The 19920-nt window shown below is 39.1% G+C and carries 15 protein-coding genes; 8 read left to right on the forward strand and 7 right to left on the reverse strand.

Going from position 1 to position 19920, the window contains the following annotated elements:
• Nucleotides 1–63: 63 nt before the first annotated feature.
• Nucleotides 64–840 carry a glucosaminidase domain-containing protein gene (locus BTO08_RS02585; protein WP_105059771.1) on the reverse strand — a complete coding sequence of 259 codons (777 nt, stop codon included), beginning with the start codon at nucleotides 838–840 and terminating at the stop codon, nucleotides 64–66.
• A gap of 166 nt (nucleotides 841–1006) precedes the next feature.
• On the opposite strand from BTO08_RS02585, the gene BTO08_RS02590 reads away from it, so the two are divergent.
• A complete protein-coding gene (locus BTO08_RS02590) occupies nucleotides 1007–2992 on the forward strand; it encodes a DNA topoisomerase III (RefSeq protein ID WP_105059772.1) in 1986 nt (661 codons plus the stop codon).
• A gap of 59 nt (nucleotides 2993–3051) precedes the next feature.
• On the opposite strand, the gene BTO08_RS02595 is transcribed toward BTO08_RS02590, so the two are convergent.
• Nucleotides 3052–4671 (reverse strand): sensor domain-containing diguanylate cyclase, encoded by a 1620-nt coding sequence (locus BTO08_RS02595; RefSeq protein WP_105059773.1) that lies wholly within the window; start codon nucleotides 4669–4671, stop codon nucleotides 3052–3054.
• Nucleotides 4672–4951: 280 nt separating this feature from the next.
• Here BTO08_RS02595 and BTO08_RS02600 point away from each other — a divergent pair, with 280 nt between their 5' ends.
• The gene (locus BTO08_RS02600) at nucleotides 4952–5227 is read left to right on the forward strand and encodes a hypothetical protein (RefSeq protein WP_105059774.1); all 276 of its coding nucleotides are present in this window, start codon (nucleotides 4952–4954) and stop codon (nucleotides 5225–5227) included.
• A gap of 56 nt (nucleotides 5228–5283) precedes the next feature.
• On the opposite strand, the gene BTO08_RS02605 is transcribed toward BTO08_RS02600, so the two are convergent.
• Complete coding sequence (locus BTO08_RS02605) at nucleotides 5284–7167, reverse strand: DUF3413 domain-containing protein (protein ID WP_105059775.1); 1884 nt, start codon at nucleotides 7165–7167, stop codon at nucleotides 5284–5286.
• Between the two features lie 51 nt (nucleotides 7168–7218).
• On the reverse strand, nucleotides 7219–7437 hold the full coding sequence (locus BTO08_RS02610) for a YejL family protein (RefSeq protein WP_045083319.1): 219 nt from the start codon (nucleotides 7435–7437) through the stop codon (nucleotides 7219–7221).
• A gap of 75 nt (nucleotides 7438–7512) precedes the next feature.
• Between BTO08_RS02610 and yejK the strand changes: the two genes are divergently transcribed.
• Together yejK and BTO08_RS02620 are read left to right on the forward strand one after the other, a co-directional pair.
• The gene (gene yejK / locus BTO08_RS02615; protein ID WP_105059776.1) at nucleotides 7513–8526 is read left to right on the forward strand and encodes a nucleoid-associated protein YejK; all 1014 of its coding nucleotides are present in this window, start codon (nucleotides 7513–7515) and stop codon (nucleotides 8524–8526) included.
• Between the two features lie 325 nt (nucleotides 8527–8851).
• A complete protein-coding gene (locus BTO08_RS02620) occupies nucleotides 8852–10852 on the forward strand; it encodes a methyl-accepting chemotaxis protein (RefSeq protein WP_105059777.1) in 2001 nt (666 codons plus the stop codon).
• A gap of 51 nt (nucleotides 10853–10903) precedes the next feature.
• On the opposite strand, the gene BTO08_RS02625 is transcribed toward BTO08_RS02620, so the two are convergent.
• Nucleotides 10904–11515 (reverse strand): HAD family hydrolase, encoded by a 612-nt coding sequence (locus tag BTO08_RS02625; RefSeq protein ID WP_105059778.1) that lies wholly within the window; start codon nucleotides 11513–11515, stop codon nucleotides 10904–10906.
• 303 nt (nucleotides 11516–11818) lie between these two features.
• On the opposite strand from BTO08_RS02625, the gene BTO08_RS02630 reads away from it, so the two are divergent.
• Nucleotides 11819–12187 (forward strand): nitrous oxide-stimulated promoter family protein, encoded by a 369-nt coding sequence (locus BTO08_RS02630; protein ID WP_006646522.1) that lies wholly within the window; start codon nucleotides 11819–11821, stop codon nucleotides 12185–12187.
• 177 nt (nucleotides 12188–12364) lie between these two features.
• Here the strand turns inward: BTO08_RS02630 and BTO08_RS02635 are convergent, their stop codons facing one another.
• Nucleotides 12365–13468, reverse strand: a complete 1104-nt coding sequence (locus BTO08_RS02635; protein ID WP_105059779.1) for a M20 family metallopeptidase — start codon at nucleotides 13466–13468, stop codon at nucleotides 12365–12367.
• A gap of 138 nt (nucleotides 13469–13606) precedes the next feature.
• Here BTO08_RS02635 and BTO08_RS02640 point away from each other — a divergent pair, with 138 nt between their 5' ends.
• From BTO08_RS02640 to BTO08_RS02650, 3 genes are read left to right on the forward strand one after another with little or no spacing between them, the layout of a single operon-like run.
• Nucleotides 13607–14581 carry an ATP-grasp domain-containing protein gene (locus BTO08_RS02640; protein ID WP_105059780.1) on the forward strand — a complete coding sequence of 325 codons (975 nt, stop codon included), beginning with the start codon at nucleotides 13607–13609 and terminating at the stop codon, nucleotides 14579–14581.
• A gap of 14 nt (nucleotides 14582–14595) precedes the next feature.
• Nucleotides 14596–16026 (forward strand): ATP-grasp domain-containing protein, encoded by a 1431-nt coding sequence (locus BTO08_RS02645; RefSeq protein ID WP_105059781.1) that lies wholly within the window; start codon nucleotides 14596–14598, stop codon nucleotides 16024–16026.
• Entirely contained in the window at nucleotides 16026–18686 is a 2661-nt protein-coding gene (locus BTO08_RS02650) for a M14 family zinc carboxypeptidase (protein WP_105059782.1), read from the forward strand. The genes BTO08_RS02645 and BTO08_RS02650 overlap by 1 nt, the downstream gene beginning before the upstream one ends.
• Nucleotides 18687–18751: 65 nt before the next feature.
• Here BTO08_RS02650 and BTO08_RS02655 read toward each other — a convergent pair whose 3' ends face one another.
• Complete coding sequence (locus BTO08_RS02655) at nucleotides 18752–19873, reverse strand: M20 family metallopeptidase (RefSeq protein ID WP_105059783.1); 1122 nt, start codon at nucleotides 19871–19873, stop codon at nucleotides 18752–18754.
• Nucleotides 19874–19920: the final 47 nt, after the last annotated feature.

Raw genomic sequence — 19920 nt, forward strand, 5'->3', positions numbered from 1 at the left:
ATTCGATAACATGGAATAGAAGCTGATCAGTTAATATCATCATTAACGATCAGCTTTTTTTATCTATGAAGAAGAGGTAGGAATAAGATCTTTATTTGAGTTTATTAAGTCTAGTAAGCGTTGGATGTATTGATGCCCAATTTGTGAATATTCGAGTAAGCCATGGGCTAATGCTTGTGCGGTGATTGGCTGGTTATCTTGTTGCAGTTGTGCACGAATATTACGTAGTTCACTATAAGCATCATTAGTATTTATGTTATTAAAATAAGACGCCACTGCAGCATGGACAGAAGGAAAACTTTTCACTTCATGATAATGCTCAAGATCAATATCTAATGGTGGAATACCGCACCCTTTGGTAAAGCACCATTCGCCAAAATAACTATTTCCTTTTTCAGCAAAGCGTGATGTTCCCCATGATGATTCTAATGCTGCCTGCCCGAGGACTAATTGTGCAGGTATAACATTAACGCGTTTTAATAATTCTGTTAGCCATTGCTGGGTAATTGTTTTTTTGGGTAATGGCAGATCATATTGCTGACTAAGCGTCGTAATTAAGTCGTTATCTATATCGATCTTGGCTGGATCTTTACTCAGGATTTTTAGTTGTTGACGATCTTCTAAGATCTGTTGATTAGTTTCTTCAACAAACGGGTATAGATAGTCAAAGAAGGCTTTCTTTTTTTCATCAATGTTGAGGAAGGCACCAAAGTTTGGCTTAGCTGGATGGCTGAAATCGTTATGTTCAATAAAATTATGTAATGAATCTTTCCCAACCCAGAGCAAGCCAAGCAGCAATACAACAGCGAATAGGGGCGTCAATGTTTTTAGATTAAGCATTTATCTCTCTTATGAATCGACTGTTCAGTATTGATTAAGGAATATATTATCACATTTAGGAAACAAAATTAGGCGTTGCTAACTGGTTTTATATCCAGTATTTCTTGCTGCACTGCGCTGTTTTAGGTACAGTTTCCCCATTATTCACCGCCATATAAAGATTTTGATGAGCCGTTTATACATTGCAGAAAAACCAAGTTTAGGTAGAGCGATTGCCGCAGTGCTTCCTCGACCTCATAAAAATAATAATGGTTATATCGAAGTCGGTAATGGCGATATTGTTACGTGGTGTATTGGACATCTACTAGAACAAGTCGAGCCTGATGCTTATAACGAGCGTTATAAAAAGTGGAATTTAAATGATTTACCCATCATTCCTGAAAAATGGCAGCTTATTCCACGTAAGGCGGCGAAACAGCAATTAGCGGTAATTAAAAAGTTAGCAAAATCGGCTTCAGAAATTGTCCATGCTGGCGATCCTGATCGTGAAGGGCAATTGCTGGTGGATGAGGTGATAGATTACGCGAAATTACCAGCAACAAAGAAAAAGACTGCATTACGGTTACTTATTTCTGATCTTAACCCTGCCGCGGTTAAAAAAGCGTTATCTTCCATGCGCAGTAATCATGACTTTGTACCATTGTCGGTATCAGCATTAGCTCGCTCAAGGGCTGATTGGCTTTATGGTATGAACATGACTCGAGCTTATACCCTACTTGGGCAAAAAGGTGGTTATCGTGGGGTATTGTCTGTTGGGCGAGTACAAACACCGATTTTAGGTTTAGTGGTGCGTCGTGATGATGAGATCGCTAATTTTGTCCCCAAGCCTTTTTATGATGTGTTTGCACTTATTCCTTATGCAGAACAAGAGATTCAGGCGCGATGGCTACCAAGTAAAGCTTGCGAACCTTATCAAGATGAAGAGGGAAGAATACTCAGTCGGCAGCTTTGTGAAAATGTGGTGAGTCGTATAAAAGGACAACCCGCGGAAGTCACCGAATCTGAGCGTAAAGAAACCAAGCAAGCCGCGCCTTTACCTTACTCTTTATCAGCATTACAAATTGATGCTGCTAAACGTTACGGTATGAGTGCGGCTGATGTTTTAAGTACCTGTCAGTCGTTATATGAAAAGCATAAAGTGATCACTTACCCACGTTCTGATAGTCGCTATTTACCTAATGATCATTTCAAGCAAGCAGGTGAGGTTTGCCGTGCTATTGCTAATACTGACAATAGCTTATCGAATGCGGTTTCTGGCGCAAATACATCATTAAAATCCAAAGCATGGAATGATAAAAAAGTGGATGCTCACCATGCGATTATCCCTACGCCAAAAGCGGTGAACCCACAAAGCTTAAGCTCAAGTGAAGCGAAGATCTATCAGCTAGTAGCAAGACAATATTTGATGCAATTTTACCCTGCAGCGATTTATGCAGAAGCTAAGTTAGTCTTTACTATCGCTAAAGGGCAGTTTGTAGCAAAAGGACGTCAACTAATGGATGCGGGCTGGCGGGTATTATTAGGACGAGATGATAAAGGTGATGATAACGATCTGGCTGATAAAGTGCCGCCGTTAACAAAAGGTACGGTATTAACTTGTCGAGATGGTGTAATAAAAGACAAAATGACTGAGCCCCCCAAAGCATTTACGGAAGCGACCTTATTGCAAGCAATGACGGGGATTGCTCGCTTTGTTTCTGATCCATCGTTAAAGAAAATCTTACGTGATACTGATGGTTTAGGTACTGAAGCAACGCGAGCCGGTATTTTAGAGATTTTATTTAAGCGTCAGTTATTACACCGACAAGGTAAAACAATTCATGCAACAGAGGCTGGTAGAGGCTTAATTTATGCTTTGCCGAATGAAGCGACCTATCCTGATATGACAGCGCATTGGGAACATCAGCTACAGGACATGGCAGATAAAAAATATGCTTATCAACCCTTTATGGGCGCGTTAGAGGTACAGGTAACAGCCCTGATGGAAAAAGTAAAAGTATCAGACGTTCCACAAAGCTTACGCGATCTAAAGTCACCCGAATGGAGTAAAGGGGGAGCTAAGCGTCGATACTCAAAGAAAACGGCAGGAGCAAAATCTTCATCGAACACTGCGGGTAAAACAACGCGGAAACGAAAGCCTAAAGAAAAATAGAGGATATAGAAGACACAAAGTGGTTACGTTATTGAGTAAGTAACCACTTTGTATTGAAGCTAAAGTAAGAGTCTGTAACAGTTTCTTCCTTCACCTTTTGCGCGGTACAAGGCTTTATCTGCGGTATTAAATAACATTTTATAACTACTGCCTTGAGTCGGTACCATAGAGCTCACACCAATACTGAGGGTGACGATAGGATTTGTTTTCGTTTCTGCCTCTTCATTATCGGGGAAAGGCAACGCCATTTCATTCATCGTAGCTAAGATTTTTTTCGCTGAAAAAACGGCGGCTTTACTGTCTTGACCTGGCAGTAATAAGACAAACTCCTCCCCACCGAAACGAGCAAATAACGCGCCTGCACGTTTTTCAATATCAGCCAGCCCGTGAGCTATTGTCTTTAAGCAGACGTCACCGGCGTCATGACCTAAATAATCGTTATATTGTTTGAAGTGGTCAATGTCCATGATCAATAAAGAAATGGGCAACTGATGCCTTTCAGCTCGACGCCATTCATCAGCAATTGACTCATCAAATACGCGACGATTAGCGATATTAGTTAATGGATCAAGACGAGAGATCTTTTCCAGCATCTTATTAACGTTATTAAGCTCTTCAGTACGGGTAAGTACGCGCTTTTCGAGATCTCTATTGAGCCGTTTGAGACGATCTTCAGCCTGATGTCGAACAAGATGCTGCGAAATGATAAAACCGTATTGTTTTAATAACTGGTGGTGATAAGTACGGAAAGGACGACCTGTTAAGAGATTATCGCAAGCAATCCAACCTATTGGAGTATCTTCATCCCATAAGGCAATATAGGCACTCCAGCCAAAGCCAACCTGCTTTAAATCGTGATAAAGCGGGGTGTTTTCTTGAACGGCGAGGTATTCTTTTTCTTCAAGTGTTCGTGCGGCGTACCATTGTTCAGGGATCACTGACTCAAAATAATATTCATCAATAGTATTACCCGCAATGTCTGTACCATAGGTACCATGCATGCGGTACTCCTTATCAAATAGAAAGACTGCCATACGATCTATTTCAAGTTGTTTTTTTCCTTCATCAACGGCAATAAAGAGCATTTCTTTGATTGACTTTGTTCGCCATAACATGAACGAAATACTGTGCATGGCTTGAAGTTGTTGAAGTAGTAGATCTTGTTCGTATTGGCTGTTTCTTAATTCTTGTTCGACGTGCCGGCGAGAGTTATTTTCTGTTTTGATTGTTTGCGATAAAAGGTCGGCATCAATTTCAGTGGCGAGTAGCGTACACAATTGACTTAATGCCTCAATATCAACTTTTGCAGTATGAGGAAAATCAATAATTAGCCAGCCGATGCGCTGCTCACGACGGAGTAATGGTAGCCATGCACGATGAAAATCACCATTAGAGGTAGTGAAGGGTTGATAGCTGTTTTGCCCTATAAGTGATTGGTAAATATCAGCATGTGTTTCTTCTGAAATCACAACTGGTGGAAAACTATACTGGATACCGGCTTCATTCAGTTGTACTAGAGACTGCCAATGTCCTTTGTAAGCCACAATAAGCTGGCAATGATGAACGTCAAAAAACTCCATAAGATTACGGCAAGTCAGTTCACATATGGTACGTAAGCTATGCGCATTTCCCCATTGCTTTGTAATGTTTTGATAAAAAAGATCAACGTGCTTCTTCATTAAAGGACAAATTCCAATTGAGCCTAATTCATTTTTAATATTATTTTTAATATTTTTAACAGTTTATAGTTTAACTGTTCACTGATAAATAGGCGCGATATAACCCACAAAACTGTGCTGTTATTCAAATTAAGCGTTAAAAATGCGATCAAATCGAGGCTTGAATTGTCTTTTTATTTAGACATAAAAAAGAGGCTCTCACCGCTATGCTTATATGAAATGCAATTATTTTTATAGCGAATAGTTGTGAGGTGTAAACAATATAAGGTGAGTGTTAATAATGAAGTATTTCCCGCTTTTCTTTTATTTTTGTTTATATTTTCTATTAATAGGGTGTACGACAAGTCGTCATCAACAATTGTCTGAGTTAGGTTTTACACGTCCTTACCTTGATGGTTATCAAGATGGGTGTCATAGCAGAAAGCTTGATGAAATGATGTATAAAAAGGGGTTTAGACGTGATCCTGAACGGATGGCAAAGCAGGGCAAGTATTCCCATGGTTGGCAAGATGGATTTGAGCATTGTTATAATGATGCGAGGGATGATTACTACTGAAAAATAAAAAGCAGCGAATAAACGCTGCTTTTTATTTTGTAGTTTATGATAAATGATTACTTGTCATTATCTTGATAACGGTTCGGTTCATAGAAACGTTTTAATTCATTCATGACCTGCATTAATGTTGAAAGCTTTGGCTTGCCTTCATCTTCTAATTGGTAATTTTTATCGTAGACATTGTAATTACCATATTTATCAACCACGGTTGTTTGTTTATTTTCAACAACAACAATATCAGAATCATCTCCAGCTAATAACCAACGACGATTATTATTGTTATCAAACAAACTTACTCCTGAACTGTAATTTGAGCTTGCTGAAGCGACATTAAGTAATGATTCCATCAGTGTCGGTACCAGATCTAAATTACTAGTTAGACGTGTTACTTCTTGTGCTGGACGATCTGGCCAGTGAATGATCAGCGGTACTTTTATTTGGTATCGGCTGTAGTTACTGCCAGATCCCCAAGTATTGTTACCGGTCTCATTAAATTCAGTGCCGTGGTTTGAGGCAATCACTACAATGGTATTTGCCATATCACCTTTTGCTTCTAACTGAGCAAACACACGTCCAAGCATTTCATCAATATGATACGCCGCATTACGGTAACTATTTTTGAGTAGCAGTGTGGAATCCACCCCTTTTTCATTAATGGCATTACTGCCTAATGAAGGAGTGAAGCGAGGTTTATAATGTTCACCTTCTTTAAACTGCTGAACAGAGGTCAATTCAAGTAAGCTAAACCATGGTTTATTTTGTTTTTGTTTACTTAACCAATGATCCCAATCTTTTATTGCATGTGAATCACTTTCAATATCATGAGAGTGTCGTGAATCTGTTACTGCCAATTTAGTGTTGGCAAAAATAGCTTCACGATAAATTGGTAAATCAAAATTCTCGCCACTGAATAAACCAAATTGATAATCACGATCTTGCAAAGTATTGAGTAATACGGGGGACTTTTTCTCTGCGCGAATACTATTGATATAGCCACTTGGTAAGCCATATAACAGACCAAACACGCCAGTCGAATCGCTATTACTTGAACTGTAGTTATTGGTGAAATTCAGGTTGTTTTGAGCGAAAGCCGTTAAATTAGGCATAACCGTTGATGTCAACATATCACTGCGTAGGCTATCAACCATAATGATCATCAGATTTTGATCTGTGCCTTGATCATTAAAACTTAACTTGCTGATCGGATAGCGAACAAATTCACTGTTTTGCACGCCTTGCTCTGCACGGCGCTTCGTGTATTCCTGTCGATCAAGTAAACCATGCTTTTCCATGAAGGTTTTAGCCGTCATAGGATAAGAGAAGGGAAAATTAGAACGCTGCATGGTTACAGGACGGTATAAATTTGCATCCGCCCAGATGTAAATGAGATGGCTACCTAGAAAGCAAACCCCAAAAACAAGTGCGATAGGACCGCCAACATGTTTGCGGGTTAGCTTTCTAAGTTTGCGCCATACCCACTCTGAGCACATTAGCTCAAAGAGGAAGATGACTGGAACAACGACAAATAGATATTGCCAGCTGGCATTTAATTCTGTCTTATCGCCACTTAACAATAAATCCCATACTAATGGGCTTAAATGTAAATCTACTGTTTGATAAGCATAGGTATCAAGCAATAGGGCGGTTAAACCAACGGTGCTGACTAATACCCCAAATAAACGCATTAAACGTTGTGAGGGGATCAGGAAGCTTGCTGGAAATATAATGAGAATATAAATGCCAAAAACAAGAAAACCGAAATGACCAACCCAACTTAATAAAAGGTAAAGTTGCCCGATCAGCGTTGCTGGCCAGTCTGAATGTGTAATATATCGCGTACCCAATAGCATGGCTGCGATGATATTAAAGAAACTGAACCAATGTCCCCAGCTAATTAGCTGTGAGACTTTCTCTTTGTAGGTATTTCCGCTGGCGACCATAAATGTCAATTCTTCTCAGTCTTCAATGCAAGTTTAATATGACTATTAAACTTAGTCTTTTTTAATTGAGGTCTGCAGAGCTTTAGCAAATTTTTCTGCAATCACTGCGCGTTGAGCAGCCGGCACATTCGCGTTAATAATATTGGTTGCAATATCACCAACAACCATCAGTGCTAATTCTGGTGATGTTTTATGTTTTTCAAGTACATCGAACATGTCATCAATGATTTGTTCAACTTGTTTAGTGCTGTATTTTGAAGTAATTGGCATAAGAAATCTTGTTTAATGTTTACATAAGCGACTTATGATAACCTAGAGTTCACTTTTCTTGAAAACCTTTTCATTATGAGCCTAACACTTTCTAATGTCATTCTTCATCAATTGACAAAAAACGACCAAGATGAACTAGAAATACATCTAAGAAATCAGACTCTTGAGAACGATGCATCGACTGAAGATCTCGTGGCTGAACTCCATCGCATTTACAGCAGTAAGGGGGCGAAAGGTTTTGCACTTTTTGCTCAAGACAGTGAGTTTTCTCATTGGCTGAAGCAATTCCGTCAAGGCGAATTAGATTTCTTAACGTTTTCAGACATGGCTGTTAAGCGTTTACAAACTGAGTTGGCTAAGTATCCTTTTGCTGAAGCGGGCACGGTTGTGATGGCGGAATACCAGTCATTAGCAACAGATTACCTGTTTATTGGCATGTTACCGACGTGCCACAGTATGAAAGTGACTGAGCAATTAAGTATTAGCGCGACTGACTACCTTGATATCGCCAAAATGGATATTGTTGCGCGTATTGATTTGTCTTCATGGGAAACCGATCCTGAATCTAAGCGTTACTTAACGTTCGCGAAAGGGCGTGTGGGACGTAAAATTGCAGACTTTTTCTTAGACTTTATGCAAGCGGATGTTGGTTTAGATGTGAAAGAACAAAACCAAGTGCTAATGCAAGCTGTGGAAGATTTCTGTGCTGATTCGCGTTTAGATAAAGAAGAAAAGCAGCAATACCGTAAGCAGGTTTATGATTACTGTAATAGCCAACTGCAAGCGGGTGATGAAGTCGCAGTGAAAGAGCTTGCAGGTGAATTACCGACCTCAGACGACGGTACTAACTTCTATGAGTTCACTTCTAAGCAAGGTTATGAGCTAGAAGAAAGCTTTCCTGCTGATCGCACAGCAATGCGTAAACTCACGAAATTTGTTGGTTCTGGCGGTGGTATGACGCTTAATTTCGACAGTATGTTGTTGGGTGAGCGTATTTTCTATGATGCAGAAACCGATACGTTAACCATTAAAGGCACACCGCCGAATTTAAAAGATCAGCTATTACGTCGTTTAAACTCGGATAATTAATCTTTATAAGCGATATCGGCCATACCATTCTATTTTTCGTTGAAAGTATGGCCGATGTTGAACAAGTTACTCTGCTCTCGACTTACTTATCGTAATACTCAAAGCCGCTTTTTAATTTCTTCTCAAGTTTGCCTTATTTTCTCTAGCTTCAATATTGCACGAAGTGTCAAAATTGTGGCGCTCAGTCTTATGTAACTCGCTCTATAAGCAAGTAATTTGGTGTAGATCCCTAAATCCAGATAAATGTTAATTGTTTTCATTGATTGGTTTAAAAATTTGTAAAATTTAGCTATATTTTATTAATATTTTTATCAGGAGTTTATGGATGAAACTTACGATATCAGGGAAGTTACAACTGAGTTTTGCGTTATTGGCATTGCTTTTTATCGTTTCTTCGGTACTTACCTACCGCAATATATCGACGGTTGAGCAATACGCATCTTCTTTACTGACTTCTGATATACCGACTGTCGATACGAGCCGAGGTATACAGCAATCGGTACAGGCATCGCTATCTTCTATCCGTGCTTATATGTTACTGGGAGGAGATGATCAGCATAGCCAACAATTGAATGAGGATGTTCAAAAGACAATTGCCTCTATTGATGAGTCTTTACCAACGCTTCAAACGTTGATTTCAGCGCAAAAGTTCAACACCATTCAAGAACAATGGCAATCTGTTAAGACATCATTGAATCAATTACTTATTCTAAGCCATAGCCGTGAAAATTTACCAGCCCATAACCTTTTCATTAATGAAGCGGCTCCCATTGCAGAGGTCGCATTGGATCAGATCCAAAGTTTGATTAATGAAGAATCCAGTAACCCGTTTGGCGGTGAGAGAAAAAGACTTTTTAAGGTTTATGCTGACAGCTATGTATCACTAGCAAATGCATTGGCTTCACTTCGCGATTTTTTGTTGTATGGGCAGCAAGAGTACTTAGATAAGTATCGAGATTTAATTAAGTCACATAAAAAATCAGTGGCTGAAATTGATAAAAAGTTAGATCGGCTAACGGAAGAGCATGCATCCTTATGGGCGCTTTTTAAAGAGATGCAGCAACTTTACTTTCCTTTAGCAGAGAATGTGATAGCCCTTCGCCTCTCACCAGAATGGAATAAATCGAATCAACTCATGGCAAATGAGCTATTACCTTCAGCCGTTGCCCTTGAGCAAAGTTTAGAAACGGTAGTCCAAGCACAGCAACAGCGAGCAGATCAAAGCGGGCAAGGAATTAATCAATCGATTCAAAGTGTGCTAACGACCATGTGTATTGCCATTGTATTAATTGTTAGTTCGGCTATCGCTATCTCAAAGTATATGGGAAATACGATTGGTCGCCGAATTTCATTGCTGTCTGAGAGAGCAAAGACGATTGCTTTTGGTGATGTATCTCAACCCCCTCTTAAGGTTGTTGGTAATGATGAACTGGCCGTTTTAACTGAATCAATAAATAGAATGAACGCTTCACTGGCAGAAATTGTTTCTGGTGTTACTGATAAAGCTCAACAAGTTGATGTAAACATGGAAGATTTGCTGACTTCTGCACATGTCACATCATCGAATGTGGTGCACCAACAAGCGAGCATTGAGCAGATGGGAAGCCAATTAGAAGAAATCGCTTCTGCCACAGCCAATACTTTAGAACAGGTTACGCTATCGGTACAAAAGTTGTCTGATTCCAAAGGAGAAATTGAGTTAGGGCGTGATGCACTTGAGCAAAATAAAATTACAATGGAAACCCTGCATAACAATATTGCTACGGCGAGCACTCAGGTAACGCGATTAAGTAAAGAAAGTGAAGCAATTGGTCGGGTGACGGAAGTGATTGAAGGCTTAGCTGAGCAGACAAATTTACTCGCACTGAATGCTGCTATTGAAGCTGCAAGAGCTGGAGATCAAGGCAGAGGTTTTGCTGTGGTAGCAGACGAAGTCCGAATGTTAGCAACAAGAACAACCCAATCGACGACAGAGATTAACGATATTATTAATGCGATTCGACAATCTACACACGCTGTGGTTGAAGAAATTGATAGTAGCCAATCTCTTGCCGATCAAGGCGCTGAACATATTGAAAAAGCAGTGTCACGTTTACTCTCGACGACAACAAAAATTGGCCAATTAAATGGTCAAATGGAAGAGCTTGCCGCAGCCGCAGAGCAGCAATCACATGCAACAAATTCAATTACAGTGCTCATGGCAGATATTACTGATTCTGTAAATCAGGTATCCAATCATAGTCAAAGTGCAGCAGAAACTTCTTCTAAAGTAAAAGAACAAGTTACTGAACTTAATCATCAAATGGCAACATTTGTCACCCAATAAGTCGCTGATTATGATAACTGATTTAACAAGACTATCTTTATGATGGTCTTGTTAGTTCTTTTTTACTGATTGAAATTGAAAAAGTAAATCGCTTAGCTCATTTAAAGCCAATGACGCTGCATCACTAAACGTTAACGCCTTACCATGATGGACTAAGCAAGACGGCATCTTAGCGTTATAAGCAGCTTGTAAGTCATAAAAATAATCACCAACGTAAAGTATTTCATTACTCATCAGCCCCCAATCCTTTGCTAGTGACTCTAAAGAGGATGGATTGGGTTTCGGTGGGAAACATTCGCGGGTTATTACACGGCCAACACTGATTTGGTTCTGTGTGAGTTTTTTGTGGGTTGCTGCCAAGCAGTTTCTGGTTATGATTGCTGTTTTAATCTCATTTTCTTGCAAATACATCAGTAGTTCATGGCAGCCCATCATGGGGAAAGAGCTTTCTGCATCAGAAAGTTCATGTTCAAAAACAATATTATTGGCATGCGTTTTTTCATTAGCGTTAAGTGTTTCAATATAACTTAATAAATCGATATCTTGGGGACAGCCTAGTTGTTGGCGTAACTGAGAAAAGTTTATGTTTGAAGTAACCAAAGTGTTATCTAAATCAAAAATAACGGCTTTGATTGTTTTTAAATCGAGAGAAAATGGAATCATAAAATCCTCAACAATATTGATTAGCAACAAAGGTAATAAATGATTAAGAGTTATTACTTTAAGCGATGTACTTTTCCCGTCAACACACATAAAAATTGAAGTATAAATCTAGTTTAAGTATCTATTAAACTGGATAGAAGGTGATTTTTACATTTGGTTCTTTTTTTGAACAATGTATTAAAGTATGTCTTTTAATCAATATTTTGGGTTGTATTTCGATATTTGCTCATAAATTTACGATTTCTTTGAAAAATTGATCTTTATCATTGGATCTTTAAAGTCTCGGTGGATAATAACACCACTATGATAGTTCAAAACAATCATTCAGTTCGTTCGCAACGTGAACTGAACGCAGTGAAAGCGATGATTCGCCTATATTGTAAAACGTTGCACCGTGGGGCAATTATTTGTCCTGAATGTGAAAGTCTTATCGAGTATGTTGAGGAGCGCGTAACAGGTTGTCGACTGGGTGATGATAAGCCAAGTTGTACGCATTGTATTGGGCATTGCTATCAATCTGCCAAACGATTACAAATGATCCATGTGTTACGTTGGACATTTCCACGTTACTTATGGCGTCATCCAATTAGGGCTATACAATTTAAATTAGACAATTTACATAGTGCCCAAATATCAGCAAGCAAAACAGAGATCTTGACAAAAACGGGCTAATCCAGGAACGGTTTAGCATAAAGTATGAACAGATGTATTTTGATCTAACCAGTGGATTATGTAGAACTCTAAAGTAGACATACAACTTCAGAGTTCTCTTAGTATCAAATGGTATTGAACTAAGAATAATCCACCGTCTTACCAATATTATTACTGCTGATTAAAGTCAGGTGCCCCTTAATTATAAGAAGCATAATATTCCAATATCTTAGTTACTTCTGAGATCCTTCTCTTAATGCTTTTTTTCGATACTCGCTCATGCTTGGTATGATCGCCATCGCCATAAGGGCCAAAGCCATCAAGAGTAGGTACGCCCATTCCCGCAATAATATTAGCATCACTGACACCTCCTCGTTTTTCAGTTTTTAACGGGATACCAATAATGCTCGAGAGCTTATCAATTAATGCTGCTTGATCTGAGGTCGGTACCATAACATCTCTCTGTAACCCGCCATCAATAAATAGGGTAATGCCATCTTTTTTATAGTGATTAACGAGTTTAGGAATAACATCAATAATTCGTTTTTGCTCATTAAGACTCGTAAAACGAGCTTCTACGGTGAGAGTTGCGTGTGGTGATATTGTATTAGCACCAATACCACCATTTATTTTTCCGACATTGATTGTTGTTCCATTTTCAAGATTGGTTTGTTCGGCTAACTGAATAAGAAGTTTTGCTGCGACTAAATTGGCATCCTCACCATCGCAAAAATGGTTACCAGCATGTGCTGCTTTACCCTCAATATTAATGCTGTAGGTAGCAATACCTTTACGTGCTGTTACTACTTCATGGTTTTTTCCGGCTGCTTCAAAATCAATACAAGCACTGTAATTCGGCGCAATAGTTCGAAGTAGAGACTTACTGTCATCACTTCCTGTTTCTTCATCACTGACGAGTAAGACATCTATATTTTGAACTTGCCCCAGTGTTTCGTAGATATTACGTAGTGCCATTAAAGCAACAAAATTCCCACCTTTCATATCACATGCACCTGGTCCGTATAGCCACTCTTTATCCTCACTGACTTCTTCAAACGTATTTGGTGGAAATACGGTATCAAGATGACCAAGGAGAAGAAGGGTTGGGGATTGATCTTCATGTGAAGAGGTAAAGAGCAGATGATTACCTATTTCTGAACGCTGAAAACACTGAAGGTCCATATCCAGCTCTTTTAGCCAACCGGCCATCAATTGACCATACTCATCGACCCCTTTTTTGTTTTTGGTCCAAGAGTTTTTTTTCATCATTGTCTTAAGAATTAAATAATCATCGTATTTCATAGCTAACTCCACATAAATGTAACTTTAATATGATACTAATTTGATATTAATTATTGCATTTTGACAAGTTCATATGAAACCATGTTTACATGGGTTGGTGAGTTGTATGTTTATGGCATATTTATAGTAGGAGTTAAAATGGAACGTCGTATTGGATTATGGATGTATCAAAACGGTGGTGGTGAGCAGATACAGAAGCAATTAGTCTCTAAGTTAAATGAACGAGATATCAGCGTTGTTACCAACCTTGATCTTGGTAATGCGGTTGCTCATGACGGCAGTATTTTCTGTAACGATCAGGATATGGGCTCGTTAGATCTGTATTTTTCATATAATGCAGGTCAGCAAACACCTTATCAAACGTATCTGTATCAAACGCTTAGCACTATTATTCCGACTATTAATAACTATGAAGCATTTGAATTAACAGAAGATAAATTTAAAACCGCTCAATTATTAAAAAGGCATGGCATTAATACGCCAGACTATGTTGTTTGCAATAAAAAAAATATAGATAACTTAAAAAAGCATTTCCACTTTTGGCAAGGGCAAGCCATTTGTAAACCAATCAATGGCTGGGGAGGTAACGGGATCATCAAACTCGAAAGTGAGCGTGATCTTGACTTAATTTATCCTTACATCGTGAATCAAGCATCACCTCAGCTATACCTAGAGCGTATCATAGAAAATGATTTCACTGATTACCGTGTTGATATTGTCGATGATCAGTTTATTGCTTGTTATGGCAGAAAGGCTGCAGAGGGTAGTTGGAAAACTAACATCACAAGCGGTGGAAATGTCATACAACGAGAAGCTCCGCCAGAGGTAATTGAACTCGCCCTTAAAGCGGCACGCATTACAGGGTTAGAAATTGCGGGCGTTGATATTATTTATGATATCGAGCATCAAAAGTATGTTGTGCTTGAAGTTAACGGCATTCCCGCTTTTGCAACACCAGATCAAGAAAAAATGGGCATTAATTTTAACGCTAAGAAAATTCAATGCATCACTGATCTTATAGATAGAAAAACAAGAAAACAGAGCCATCGCTCAAACATTACATCCAATCATTCAAACGTTGCTTCTGATATTAACTACACTGATTTCGCATAATTTAAGGAGGAAATATGCAAAACGGTAATACCACTTCTCGACCAAAACTTGGCTTACTTTATTTAGATCATGTCTTACGTTTCTTTGATCGTTCGAATTTCAAAGGTTGGCCGGATAAGATTGAGCAAGTGACGTATCATTGGGCTAATGATAAGCAGCGCTTTATCAATGAAGTGAAAAGAAAAAAAATTGATGTACTGATTGGTAACATTCCAGCTACTGCTTACGAAACATTTCGTGATATCTCAAGAGCACTTCCTAATGTGAAGTTTATTCCGTCTTTGGATGCACAGTTTTGTAATAAATCGAAAGAAAACGTCACTCATTTTTGCCATAAGTATCAATTACCTATCCCTAAAACAAAGATATTTTATAATGTGGAAGAAGCACTTGATTATATCAATGAGACAAGTTACCCGAAAATTATTAAACGTTCTTATGGGCCCTCAAACTACGGTGGGTATTTTGTCCACAAAGTGGATAGTGCTGATGAGGCAGTAAAGCTATTTTCTGAACGTCGTTATTTTCCGGCTTATATACAAGATTTTGTTCCAATGAAAGCGGACATTCGTGTGATGTTGATTGGGCATAAACCTGTTTGTGCTTTTTGGCGTAGGCCGCCAGAAGGTGAGTGGCTAACCAATACTAGCCAAGGTGGCAGTATGGATTATCAAGCCATTCCAGAGAAAGTGTTGGAAGTCGCAATTAAAGCATCTAAAGCTGCGAAAGCTGAATATTGGGCATGTGATATTGCAGTGAGTCACAACGATGAATACAGCATTTTAGAATGTGCGACGGCGTTTGCTGCTTTTCCTTATATTCGTGATTGGATTGGACAGTATTTAATGTGGCAGCTGGCGCCTGAGATGTTTAAAAAACCTTACTTCCCTCATAAGAACTGGGAAGAGCTAGGAAAAATTGATTCTTCGCTATTGAGAACGATGCGTAATATCTCATTTGGACAAGCATCATTTTCAACGGATACAGGTGAATTAAATCCTAAAGATAAGTTATATGCGCTAGAAAACATCCAAGATGACTTAAATGAAGAGTGGCCAAGTGAAGTCTGGAACTTACAAGGTCTACATAGTGGTGATAACGGACTGAATCAGTTTTTAGCGAAGTTTTTAGAACCGAAAGCGCAAACGGAATTAGAGAAGACACTAGATTTAGGTGTCGAGCAAGCGCAATACCCAACAGCAGCTATTGATTCAGATAAGACAGAGGATGCGCTTAATCAGCAACAGATAATCGCGTTTTTTACCTCAGTTAAAGGTATAGGAGTAAATCTTGCTAACAATGTTGTTGAGCGTTTTGGTGTAGCTGGAACTTTGGATGTATTGAATAATCACCCTTCACGATTACTTGAAGTTAGTAATTTAAAGCAGAAAAAACTCAATGCAATTATTGCAGCTTGGAATACTCAGCCGAGTGAGGTTGAGTAATGAAAAAACAATATCTCTCTTATCAAGATACGATTGATTTTCTCACCGAGGCAATGGAGAAGTATCCTCACTTGATTCGGTTGCAGAATATCGGTCAGACTCATGAAGATCGCCCAATCATGATGGTGACTTTGTCACAAGATGTGGCTTATGCAGATTTGAAACCCGCATTACTTTATACGGGAACGATTCACGCAAGAGAATGGATTGGTATCGAGTTAGCTGTAAATTTTATTCAGTATATTCTTGATAATTACCCTTCCAATCCCGATGTTGTTGAAGCATTAACGCGAAACACACTCTATATGGTGCCTTGTCTTAATCCTGACGGTTTTGAATATTCAAGACAGCACTTTTCATTTTGGCGCAAGAATAGACGAGATAATAAAGACGGTACCTTTGGTGTTGATTTGAATCGAAACTTTGGCGTAAATTTTAAGCGTAGTTTTGATACTCAGTCGAATATTTATAGTGGACCTGAAGCATTTTCAGAGCCAGAAACACAAGCGATAAAAACGTTTGTTGAAGAACATAAAAATATCAGTATTGCGTTAGATTATCACTCGCAGGGGAACGTGTTTTTCCCTGCGCATAAGTTTAACCATGAAGCTGAAATTGAAGGGACCGACTTAAATATTTTATGCGCCAATATGGCGCATAAAATTCATAAAGTAACAAACAGACAATATGGTATACACAGAGGTAAGCCACCTGCTAATTTGATCCATGGAAGTGGTCGTGAATACTACTATGATCGCGGGATTCTCTCCAGTGTTGTCGAGGTAGGTAGTCGGAATATACCGGACTATTTAGTTAACATGACGCAAAGTGTGAATGAGAATATTCCTGCTTTGCTTTATGCGTTAAATAGTGCGATTGATTATTCTGAACTTGCGCCATCTCGACCTGAAAACTTCACGATTAAGCTGGTTGATGATACCCAAGTTGAATTAGTTTGGAATAGTGGTGAGGACGATAGTAATTGTTATTATCAAATTTATCGAAGTGATACGCCCAAATACCATTGTACTCCTGAAACCTTAATCGCTAATACTTCCGAAAATAGTTTCACTGATAGCCAATTACAATCTGGTCATCGATACTTTTATAATTTGAGAAAAGTGAATCGGGTGACACGAATAAAATCACCTTTCGCTCCAGAACTTAAGATAAAAACAAATTTGGCAAAAGATGAGTTTTCTTACACCTTATTCCCTGCAGCTGAACAAATTGGCTATGTAGGGGAATTAACTAAAGAGTTTAATGCGGACCATTTTGGATATAATTCTTTGTTTATTGGTGTCAATAAAACTAAAGGTATCTGTTATGGTGTCATTGCCTTTGATATTGATAGATTGCCCGAAGATGCGGTTATCAAAGATGCATGTTTTTCGCTATATCCAATGAACCGTGTAGGTGCGAAAATAGAAAATTATGGCGAATGGTCAGTTTCTATTCTTGATCCAGAAGAAATCACCAATATTCGAAGTTTTGATCAAATTCATCAAGCTGTTCCGCAACAAACCCTAGGTGATGCTATTTGCTCCGATCAAATTACGCAAGGTATTTGGAAGTCATGGTGTTTCAGTGCGATAGAAAAACAATTACTGCAACAACAATTAAATCAAGGACGTTTACTTCTAAAAATTCAGGGGCCGACTTCGCTTCCAATTGGTAATGATTCCCAAATTATGCAATTTGATATCGGCTATGGCCGTTTTGGTGGTGGTATTCATTACCGACCGAGCTTGGAAGTTATCTACACTAAAAAAACATCTAAGGTCGCGATATCGGCAAGTGACTGTCATACCTTTACCTTACAAGAACCACCAAAAAAAAATGTTATCCAATGTGGTTTTGATAGTGATGAGAATACAGTCTTTGGGCAAGTCATGTTTTCATTAGACTGCCTCAATAAGGAACAAGATATTGTTATTACTCAAGCCTACTTTGAGATAGAGCATGAGCAATCGAGAGAAATTTCACAACCAATGCGCTTTACCGTCGATATTGCGGAAATTGATAATCTTGATTTTGATAGTGTAAAAAAACGTGAAAAAATCGAGTATCTAGGTTATGAGGCAAGTAGTATCGGTTTGTCTAAAGCACCTAGAAAGAGCTTTATGTTTGATAGCTCTGCAAGGCAACATTTAGAAGATGTTATTAGCCGTGGGCAGCTTCTTAATTTGATCATCCGTGCTACTTCGGCTTCAAGGCACAAAAATGCCATGGTGACGTGGTTAAATTGTGATAGTGAAAAATGCCCACAGTTGGTTATTGAGTATATTGAACGTCGAAAACAACCAGTAGCAGCACCGACAGATTTAAATGCAACACTGGTTGATGGTGCAACGAAATTGACTTGGAAGAAACCTGACGATCCAGATTTTGTAGGTGTGTATGTGGTAAGAAACTGCTTTCACCCTCCTCGAACACCACTAGACGGCGTAAAGCTTTATGCTGGTAAGGATGAATATACATTTGACCGATTTGGGAATGCCAATATACCGAAATTTTACTCGGTATTTAGCTATGATAATGTTCCGAATTACTCTGAGCCAGTCACATTGCAGTTTAGCAGTGATAGCATTTCACCAGTGATATTTGATGAGTTGGAACCGCAAGATGAAGCGGAACAGTTATATAGAGATGGTGAATAAGACAAAGAAAGGCTGCAGATGCAGCCTTTCTTTGTTCCGCAAGGTCAGTTTTATAGCACAGCTAGTTATGCTGCGAGTTTTTCTAAAATACGTTGTAATAAACGGATACGCGGCTCAATAGAAGTGAGATCTAGCCATTCATCAGCACTGTGGAAACCTGCACCAATAGGACCTAGACCATCTAATGTTGGAACACCTAACACTGCAGTTAGGTTTGCATCAGATCCACCACCGACTGCTTGCCATGTAATATCAATACCCAAGTCTTTACCGAACGCTTCAACTTGTGCCATTAATAGCTCTGTTTGTGGGCTTGGTACCATTGATGGTTTATGTGCTTCACGCTCAACCACGACTTTTACGTCAGTAGTAAATGGTGTTTCACATAGCGCTCGAATTTTCTCGTCAGCTGTTGCATATTCATCGTTATCCCAAAAACGGACATCAACAATTGCTTCAGCAAAGTCAGGTACGATGTTTGCGCCTGCACCACCTTTTACCACACCTACGTTGAAAGTGGTGCCTGATTCAAAGTTAGTGAGTTCATTAATCGCAATGATCCAATGTGCCATTTCACTAATTGCACTACGGCCATTTTCAGGCTCGTTACCCGCATGCGCGGCTTTACCGTGAAAACCTAAACGGTAACGTGCCATACCCTTACGGGCTTTAACTAATGAGCCATCAGCACGTGCCGCTTCTGCCACAAACACATGCTTTGCATTAACGGCAATGCTTTTAAGCCATGCTTCAGAATGTAATGAGCCGATTTCTTCATCTGGGTTCATGCATACACAAATAGATAGTTTATCTAATGTTGCTTGCTCTAAACCACGCAGTGCATAAAGGATATTCAATAGGCCAGATTTCATATCTGAAACACCTGGGCCATAGGCTTTGGTTTCATCAGTTGTCATAGGGCGAGCGGCTGCAGTACCGACTGGGAAAACGGTATCCATGTGACCAATTAGCATCGCATCAATGTGCTCAGCTTCTGGTTTGTTACGAATTTCTAAGCCGGTACCCGCAATCCCGCAATCAATACGCTTAATGTGCCAACCAAGATCTTGGTATTTCTGTGCCATGGTATCGGCAATAAAGTTAATGCCTTCAACTGTTAGGGTGCCACAATCAACGTTAATTAAAGGGCGTAGTTCTTCTAGGTAAGAATAAAGACAAAAAGACATAATCAGCTCCGAGTTGCATCAATGCAGAAAACAGCATCAATGCAGAA

This window comes from Photobacterium angustum (assembly GCF_002954615.1).
In the GTDB taxonomy this organism is placed as follows: Bacteria; Pseudomonadota; Gammaproteobacteria; order Enterobacterales; family Vibrionaceae; genus Photobacterium; species Photobacterium angustum_A.